The sequence below is a fragment of the Ilumatobacter nonamiensis YM16-303 genome (assembly GCF_000350145.1).
Taxonomy (GTDB): domain Bacteria; phylum Actinomycetota; class Acidimicrobiia; order Acidimicrobiales; family Ilumatobacteraceae; genus Ilumatobacter_A; species Ilumatobacter_A nonamiensis.
Map to the genome: position 1 here is coordinate 1 of NZ_BAOL01000119.1, position 8,961 is coordinate 8,961.

Here is an 8,961-nt window from a genome sequence, read left to right on the forward strand (position 1 = left end):
CTCGTGAACAGTTCGCGCACGGAGCGCCAGAGGAGATCACGAGAACGCGGGGTGAGCGATGTTGACGCGGTGGTGATCGGGGCCGGGCACAACGGGCTCGTCACCGCGGCGTACCTGGCGCGAGCCGGACTGTCGACACTGCTGGTGGAGGCTCGCGACCGAGTCGGCGGAACGGCCGCGAGCGAAACGTTCGCCGGGGCGACGGTGAACATCTGCAACTGTGACCACCTGACCTTCCGCACCACCCCGGTCATGGAGGAACTGGGCCTCGCCGATCACGGACTCGAGTATCTCGACGTCGACCCCGCCCAGCACAACATGACCTGGGACTCGGCAGGCGATGGGGTGGGCTGGACGTCGTACCACGATCTCGAGGAGACGCTGGAGGAGATCGCAGCGGTGGCTCCCGGAGACGTCGACGGGTACCGCCGGTACGCACAAACGGCGATGCCGGCCGTCCGGATGATCTTCGAAGCGGCTGCCGAACCGCCGTCGATCACCGGCCTCACGAGGCTCGCGCTCCGTCGACGACTCGCCGGCACCTCGGCCCTGTTGCGCTGGAGCCGACGCAGCGCGGCCGAGGTGCTCCGCGACTACTTCGACAGCGAACTCATCCGTGGCCCCGGAGCGATGACCGGCCCGATGGTCTGGGGCATCTCACCGGAGTTCGGGGGGTCGGGACTCGGCGCGCTCACCCATGCGATGCGCCATGTCGCGACGGTCGGGCGACCGATCGGCGGTTCCGGCCAGGTCCCCGAGACGCTGCTCGCCGCGTTCACGGCAGCCGGAGGGGTGCTCCGCGCCGGGACGAAGGTCATGGAGATCTGCTGCGCGGGCGACGCCGTGAGCGGTGTCCGTCTCGACGACGGGTCGTTCGTCTCGACAGCGACCGTCGTGTCGGCCTGCAACCCCCACGACACCTTCCTGAGCTGGCTCCGGAATCCCCCGCCGGTCGCTCGTGATCTGATTCGACGGTGGAGTGAGATCCCCCACGCCGACGGCTACGAGTCGAAGCTCGACGTCGTGCTGACCGAGGCGCCGCGGCTGAAGGACCAGGACCGAGCGTTGGGTTCCACCACGTGCATCGCCCCGGACCTCGCGTCGATCGACCGCGGATGGAATCTGATGCAACGCGGCCAGGTGCTCGACCGCCCAGGCCTGCTGGTGAACGTTCCGACGCTTCTCGATCCCACGATGGCGCCGCCAGGACTCCACGTGCTCAGCCTCGAAGCGCTGTACACGCCGTTCGGGCTGGAGGGCGGATGGCCGGGTTCGAGCGAACCTCGCCGTTGGCTCGAAGCGTTCGCCGACCTGTGCGAACCGGGCCTGCTCGACTCGATCGTCGATTGGCGAGCGATGACCCCGGATCGCTACGAGTCCGAGTTCCACCTCCCGGCCGGTCACGCGACGAGCTTCGCCGGTGGACCGCTCGCCGCGTTCCGCAACCCGAACCCGGAACTCACCGCCTACGAAACCGACCTCGGCGGGCTCTACCTGACCGGCGCCGCAACGTTCCCGGGCGCCGGCGTCTGGGGCGCGAGCGGACGCAACTGCGCCACCGTCGTCCTGTCGAACCAGCCCTGACCGCCCGGAGCCACCTCCACCACCTGCACGATCTGCCACCACCACCCTGCTGGCCTGCTGGCCTGCCCCTCCCCTCGGTTCTCGTCGCGATGCTGCCCGCGGTTCGGGTCGATCCGCGACGTGAACCTTGGATGTGCCCGACATCCCTGCGTCGGTGCGTGTCGTCGCCGTGCCGGTGGCGGTGATGACGGTGGGAATCAACCGGGGCGCTCTACGGTTGAGGACGACATGAGCAACGGATCTCTCCATCTCGGGCGGGTGCTCGGGATCCCCGTGCGGGCGCACTGGAGCATCGCGCTCATCGCCGCCCTGTTCGGGGTCAACCTGGCGTCGTCACTCGGGGTGACCGCCGGCATCGTGGCCGTCCTGGCATTCTTCGTGTCGATCCTGGCCCACGAGTTCGGCCACGCGCTCGTCGCCCGGCGCTACGGCGTCGAGACCGAGTCGATCGATCTCTGGGCGCTCGGCGGCGTCGCCCGTCTCGATCGCGAGCCGCCGACCCCACGCGCCGACGGTCTGATCGCCGGTGCCGGGCCGATCGTCAGCCTGGTCATCGGTGTCGTCACATTCGGCTCCGCGTATCTGCTCACGTCGAACGTGCTCGCGTGGATCGGCATCGTCAACCTGTTCCTGGCCGTCTTCAACATGCTCCCCGGCGCCCCGCTCGACGGGGGTCGCGTGCTCCGCGCTGTCCGCTGGGCACGAACCGGCAGCAAGTACCGGGCGATGCGCGATGCCGGTAACGCCGGCCGGGTACTCGGTTGGTCGCTCGGGATCATCGGCGTGGCGTTGATGGTCAACGGCACGTCCGGAATCTTCATCGCGATCACCGGTCTGTTCATCGCCTTGAACGCCAAGGCCGAGATCTCGGCCTCGTACGTGAGCGAGCATCTCGACGGTGTCAAAGTGCGCGATCTCACCTGGTGGGGCGTCGCCCATGCCGGGTCCGACATGGATGCCGATTCGATGATCGAACAGCGTTCACGGTTGGGCGAAGCCGGCGCCGTCGCCATCGACGCGAACGACGACGGCCAACTCGACGGCCTGGTCCTCGAGGACCAGCTCTGGGCGATCCCGGGCGATCAGCGTGCGCTCGTGATGTTGAACAGCCTGATGGTTCCGTTCCACCAGACAGCACGCGCGTCGCTCGACGACGACCTGTCGGCGGTGCTCCCCCGACTGAATCCGGTTCGTCCGGTCGTGACCGTGTGGAACGAGGGAAAGCTCGTCGGGGTCGTGCCGCCGAAGGTGCTGACGCAACGCCTCGACGGCGCACGCGCCGCCGCTCTGGGTCAGGCCTGACCACCGCGCAGCGGTCGCCGCTCGGGCGGCTCAGGCGTCCTTGACGGACCAGTCGCGCTTGGCGACCGGGTCCTTGTCCGACCACGGGAAGTTGATCCACTGGTCGGTGCGCTTCCACACGTAGTCGCACTTCACCACCGAGTGCGACTTCTCGTAGATGCAGGCCGTGCGGACTTCGCCGACCTTGCCTTCGCAGAATTCCTCCACCGACTTCAACGTATGGCCGGTGTCGGCGACATCGTCGACCACGAGGATGCGGCCGTTCGACAGGTCAACGAAATCGGGGGCCGGTGGAAGGATCCGCGGCACGTCGAGGCGGGTGTCGACGCCGGTGTAGAACTCGACGTTCATCGTGTAGACGTTCTTGACCGACAGCGCGTACCCCATGGCACCAGCGGGGAGCAGTCCACCGCGGGCGATGCCGAGGATCATGTCGGGCTGGTAGTCGTCGTCGGCCACCATCTGCGACAGGCTCCGGGTCGCCTCTCCCAGCATGTCCCAGGTCATGATCTCGCGCTCGTCCGACATGTGCAGCGAACCTACAGGCCCGATCGACACGTTGCGGCATCTGGATCACTCCAGCAGTCGCGGGCCGCCGACCGTCGCGGCCCGTGTCGGCACTGCCGTCCCGGATCATGGAGCATCATCGACGAGAACGAGAGCCAGCGGGCCGGCATCGTCCACGAATGCCACCACGGACTCGTCACCCTCGAGGGATCGGGCTTCCGCACCCCGGACGAACTGCAACCGGTAGGGCTCCGTGCCGTCGCTCACTCTCGCCGATCCGAACCTGCGTGATTGGCGCTCACCCTCGAGTCGGAAATCGACATCGTGATCACTCAACACCGCCGCGACCGCGTAGTTCAACGGATTCCCGAAGCCCAGCGCCCGGTCGTCGACGAGGACGGGACCATCCAAGCGGCCGAGGTCGGCGGCATCGAGTTGTCGGACGATTTCTGCGGTGAGGCGTTCGTCGGCTCGGTATTCGTCGTCCAGGGCAACCTGTTGGGATTCCGGTACACCGAGAGCCACCAGCACGACCGTGGCAACACCGAAAGCGGTCGTGCCGAGCTTCGGATGAACGGTGCGCAGCGCCCGTTCGACCGCGATGAGGGCACCCATCGTGAGGAACGCCGCGGTCGGCCAGAGCCACCGGTAGTTGACCGCCGCGAGTCCGAAGACGGTCGGCGGGAGCTGAGACGCATTCACGACGCCCGCGGTGACGGCGCAGAACGCGACCACGAGTCCGCCCGTCGCGGTCCGTCGGTTCCGTCGCAACGCAAGGATTGCTCCTGCCGCCAAGACGAGCCAGACCACCAGGAAGAGCGCCACCTTCAGGGTTCCGGCGAACGTCGGAAACGGGAAGTAGTCGGCAAAACCCGTCCGCAGGTACCCACGGCGATCGAGGAGCACATCCGCGACGATCCGCACGCCGGTTTCCCACCCTGGCGCTGGTGCGTCACCGGGCGATCGCAGCACATTGGTGAGGTTGCCCCAACCGAAGAACTGGTCGATCACCGCAGGCAGCCAGAGCAGTACGGCGATCACCGAGGCGATCGTCCAGGGTCGGACGAATCTTCGGCGAACGTCAGATCCACCCCGGGCGGCGGCGAGTTGGCCGATGATGGCCGGAAGCCCCACGGCAGCGACGAGGATCGGGTAGCTGAGGTGCGTTTGAGTGACGAGCGTTCCTGCGACCACGAGTGGGATGAGCGCCCACGGATCGCCGCACGTCGCGGCCCACGCCGCGACCAGGACGCACAGGTAGGGCACCAGCAGATACTGGTGTTGTTGCGGCGTGATGATCATCTCCGAGCCCATCTGCCAGAGCAGCAGTGCGACCGCCGCCATCGCCGGCACGACGGCTCGCCAACCGCCGATGCGCTGAACCAGCCACGCGATCGTGACGACGGCGATCGCATGGACCACGACGACACCGATCGCGGTACCGCCCATCGGCGCGATCTTGGTGAACGGCGCGAGCAGGTACAGCTGCAGAGCGCCGAGGTTGTTCACGTCCAGCTCGATGTCGGCTGAACCCGACGACCAGGCTCCGAGCCAGGGGTGGTGCTTGGTCGCCACGTCGAGCGAGCGGGCGGTGAAGTAGGCGTTGTCGGTGTGCGGCACCCACGAACCGACCGCGGCGCGGACACCGGCGAACAGGACGGAGAGCGCAACGAGACTGGTTGCAGCGACCGCCGCGGCAGGTCCGGCGCGTGATCGGCCGGTCGTCATGGGTCGTGACGCTACCGCTCGTGAGCGAGTCAGCGAGCCGCGACGAATCAGAGGCAGATGTCGGCAGGGCGGACGGGTACCCGGTCGAGTGGCGCGTCGATTCCGGCTTGCCGGAGTGCGTCGCGGATCGCGGCGACCACGGCCGGGGTCGAGGAGATGCACGGCGGCTCACCGACTCCCTTGGCTCCGAGAGGTGCGTGGGGGTCCGGCTGCTCGATCAGCGTCGCGAGAACCGGCGGCATGTCGAGGAAGGTCGGCAGCAGGTAGTCGGTGAAGTTGCCGTTGCGGATGACCCCGTCGATCTGAATGATCTCCTCCATCACCGCGAGGCCCAGACCCTGTGCGATGCCACCCTCGATCTGACCGACGACCGACAGCGGGTTGAGCGCGTTCCCGACGTCCTGCGCGGTCGCGATCTGGACCACTTTGACCAACCCGAGTTCGGGATCGACGTCGACCACGGCGCGGTGGGCGACGAACGCGAATGCCGTGTGGCAGTTGCCCTGGCCGTTCTCGTCGAGGTCTTCGGTCGGTGGGTGGTGGTACTCGATCGTTTCGTCGATCGTCAGACCGCTGGAGGCTTCGACCACGGGGATCCGGAGATCGCCGGCGGTGTCGATCACGTCGGTTCCCTCGATCATCAACCGGATCGGCTCGATGCCGTGTGCCGTACCGACCGCCTCGAACAGTCGTTCACGGGCTGCTCGGCAGGCAGCGTCGACCGCTCCGCCGCTCATCCACGTCTGGCGCGAAGCGGAGGTGGAGCCGGCCGAGCCGATGTGGGTGTCGATCTGATCGAGCTCGACTTCGTCGACGCCGAGGATCGACCTGGCGATCTGGGCCGCAATCGTGATGAATCCCTGCCCCACCTCGGCCGTGGCGAACTTCAAGGTGGCGACACCGTCGGCGAGCCGGCAGCGCGCGGTCGAGTAGTCGTCGAAGTTCTCGGAATACATCAGGTTCTTGATCGACACACCCCACCCGATGCCACGGACGATGTCGCCCGCGTCGGCAGTTCGTCCGGCCCCACCCGGCAACTTCATCGCGTCCTGCGAACCGTCACTGAGCGGCGTGCCGCCGACGGGTTCATCAGGAAGTGGAAGCGCCATGGTTTCGCGGATGCAGTCCTCGACCGGCGCGACGTTGAGCACCGGTTGACCCGTGAACAGCGTGTCACCGGTCTTCATCGCATTGCGGAGCCGAATCTCGGCGGGCTCGACGCCACAGGCGGCGGCCAGCTTGTCCATCTGCGATTCGTAGGCGAAACACGCCTGGACCGCGCCGAAGCCGCGCATCGCTCCACACGGCAGGTGATTGGTCCGAGCCGCGTAACCGTCGACCATCCCGTTCGGGCAGGCATAGGGGCCCTGCGCCATCGTGATGCCGTTCACCAGCACCGCCGACGACGTGGAGGCATACGCACCACCGTCGAACACGAATCGGGCTTCGACGTTCACGAGACGACCATCGGCGTCGGCGTGGTGGCGCATCCAGATCGTCGCCGGGTGACGGTGGACGTGGCCGAGGAAGCTCTCCGCCCGCGAGTACGCCATCCGCACCGGTCGAGCGAGACGCAGCGCGAGCAGGCACGTGTGCACCTGGAGGCTGATGTCCTCACGGGCACCGAACGCTCCCCCGACGCCGCCGAGCACCATCCGCACCTTCTCGTCGGCGAATCCGAGGCATGCCGCGATCTGTTTCTGATCCTCGTGGAGCCATTGCGTCGCGACGTGGAGTTCGACGCCATCCGCCCCAGGATCGGGATACGCGATCGCCGCTTCGAGTCCGAGGAACGCCTGGTCCTGCATCCCGATCTCGTAGGTTCCCTCGACGACGACGGCACCGGTCGCCGATGGGTCACCGTGCACGATGTGCTGATGACGGATCAGGTTCCCGTCCGGATGGATCGGATCATGCCCACCGGCGATCGCAGCCTCGGGATCGAGCAACGGGGTGAGCACCTCGTAGGTGACCTCGATCGCGTCGAGTGCACGTCGAGCGGTTTCCGGATCGATCGCCGCGACGGCAGCGATCGGTTCACCGACGTAGCGGACGACATCGACCGCGAACACCGGCTGGTCCTGCGCGATCAACCCGTAGGTCAGTTGGCCGGGAACGTCCTCCGCGGTGATCACGGCCTCGACGCCGTTCAACTTCCAGGCCGCCGACAGGTCGATCGCGACGATGCGTGCGTGCGGGTGAGGTGAGCGCAACGTGGCCCCGAACAGACAGCCATCGGCGTGCAGGTCGGACGAGAACGCGTACGTTCCCTGCACCTTCGCGACCCCATCGGGGCGCACCGGCGAGTCACCGATCGTGCCGGATCGGATCGTCGTGCGGGGTTCCTCGATGACGGTCATGATGCGTCACCTCGCCCGCCGTCGTGGTCACTCGAGCGCCGGACCGCGACCTGCTGCACGGCGTCGATGATCCGGCCGTATCCGGTGCACCGGCACACGTTGCCGGCGAGTTCCTCGCGAATCTCGGTGTCGGTCGGGCTGCCGGTTCGTTCCAACAGGTCGTGGACCGCCATCACCAGTCCCGGCGTGCAGAAACCGCACTGGACGGCGCCCGCATCGACGAACGCCTGCTGAACATCGCTCGGCGTTCCGACGGGGGCGACTCCTTCGATCGTCACGATCTCCTGGTCGACCGCCGATGCACCCATCACGAGGCAGGAGCAAACGAGTACCCCGTCGACGAGGACGCTGCACGAGCCGCACTCCCCCTGCGTGCATGCGCCTTTCGAACCCATCAGCCCGATGCGGTCACGCAACACGTCGAGCAGACTCTCGCCGAGCCACGAGTCGGCGACGTCGTGGTCCGACCCGTTGACGCGCAGGGTGAACAACTCGTTGCTCATGCTGCGACCCCGTTGATCGTGAACGCTCGGCGTGCGAGTCGGCGCGCGAGCACTCCGACCGCGTGACGTCGGTACTCGGCGGTCGAGCGATGGTCGGTGATCGGTGAACTCGCTGCGGAGACGAGTTCGCCCACCCGACCGATTGCGTCGTGATCGACGACTCCTGTATCCCAGTCGACGGCGCTCGCGAGATGCTGTTCGGCCTCGGTGCAGCGGATCACGGTCGGTCCCACCGACCCGAGGGCGATGGCGACCGACTGGTTCGTCTCGTCGACGGCCAGGCAGGCACTGGCGACAGCGATGACCATGGCATTGCGCACGCCGACCTTCGCGTAGCCCTGCCAACCCGAGCGGACCGGCAGCGTGATCTCGGCGATCAGTTCGTTGGGTTCGAGCGACGTCCGTTTGACGCCGAGCATGACGTCGTGAATCGACGCGTCGCGCTCTCCGTCGGCCGACACGATCCGAACCTTCGCGTCGAGCGCGGACAGCACGGGGAGACCATCGCCCGCCGGCGAGCACGTTCCGAGGTTTCCGCCGAGCGTGCCGGCGTTGCGGATCTGGGGCGAACCGACCGTTCGTGATGCCTCGGCGAGTGCCGGGAGCAGTGTCGCCAGCGGCGGTTCCATCAACTCCGTGTAGGTGATCCCGGCGCCGATCGTGACCGTGCCGGCGTCGGCGTCATGTCTCCACGACCGGAGGTCGCTCACGCGATTCAGTGCGATGACCAAGCTCGCCGGCCGACGGTGACCGTCGTTGATCTCGACCATCGCGTCGGTTCCACCGGCAAGGAGCATCGCATCGGGGTGCTCGTCGAGCAGGCGAACCGCGTCGTCGAGTGATGTGGGGACGGCGAGCGTCATGCGCGAATCTTACAAACCGTCAAGCAGCCGGCACCCGATGCCCGACACGGATTCATCCGCCCGAAACCAACCCCCAACCAGCGTTCTCGTGATCTGTTCCGGCGCTCCGTGCGC

7 protein-coding genes are annotated in these 8,961 nt (G+C 67.2%); 2 read left to right on the top strand and 5 right to left on the bottom strand.

Annotated elements, in window-relative coordinates:
- The first annotated feature begins 51 nt into the window (after positions 1-51).
- Positions 52-1,584: a phytoene desaturase family protein gene (locus ON45_RS12245; protein WP_040494260.1), complete on the top strand. Its 1,533-nt coding sequence runs from the start codon at positions 52-54 to the stop codon at positions 1,582-1,584.
- Between the two features lie 228 nt (positions 1,585-1,812).
- On the top strand, positions 1,813-2,886 hold the full coding sequence (locus ON45_RS12250; RefSeq protein ID WP_040494261.1) for a site-2 protease family protein: 1,074 nt from the start codon (positions 1,813-1,815) through the stop codon (positions 2,884-2,886).
- A gap of 30 nt (positions 2,887-2,916) precedes the next feature.
- Here the strand turns inward: ON45_RS12250 and ON45_RS12255 are convergent, their stop codons facing one another.
- The 5 genes from ON45_RS12255 to ON45_RS12275 form a co-directional block, all read right to left on the bottom strand.
- Complete coding sequence (locus tag ON45_RS12255; protein ID WP_040494262.1) at positions 2,917-3,414, bottom strand: phosphoribosyltransferase; 498 nt, start codon at positions 3,412-3,414, stop codon at positions 2,917-2,919.
- Between the two features lie 105 nt (positions 3,415-3,519).
- The gene (locus ON45_RS12260) at positions 3,520-5,121 is read right to left on the bottom strand and encodes a hypothetical protein (protein ID WP_040494263.1); all 1,602 of its coding nucleotides are present in this window, start codon (positions 5,119-5,121) and stop codon (positions 3,520-3,522) included.
- 47 nt (positions 5,122-5,168) lie between these two features.
- Positions 5,169-7,481: a molybdopterin cofactor-binding domain-containing protein gene (locus tag ON45_RS12265; protein WP_040494264.1), complete on the bottom strand. Its 2,313-nt coding sequence runs from the start codon at positions 7,479-7,481 to the stop codon at positions 5,169-5,171.
- The gene (locus ON45_RS12270; RefSeq protein ID WP_040494266.1) at positions 7,478-7,984 is read right to left on the bottom strand and encodes a (2Fe-2S)-binding protein; all 507 of its coding nucleotides are present in this window, start codon (positions 7,982-7,984) and stop codon (positions 7,478-7,480) included. Before ON45_RS12270 ends, ON45_RS12265 begins: the two co-directional genes overlap by 4 nt.
- Positions 7,981-8,847 carry an FAD binding domain-containing protein gene (locus ON45_RS12275; RefSeq protein WP_040494268.1) on the bottom strand — a complete coding sequence of 289 codons (867 nt, stop codon included), beginning with the start codon at positions 8,845-8,847 and terminating at the stop codon, positions 7,981-7,983. The genes ON45_RS12270 and ON45_RS12275 overlap by 4 nt, the downstream gene beginning before the upstream one ends.
- Positions 8,848-8,961 lie beyond the last annotated feature (114 nt).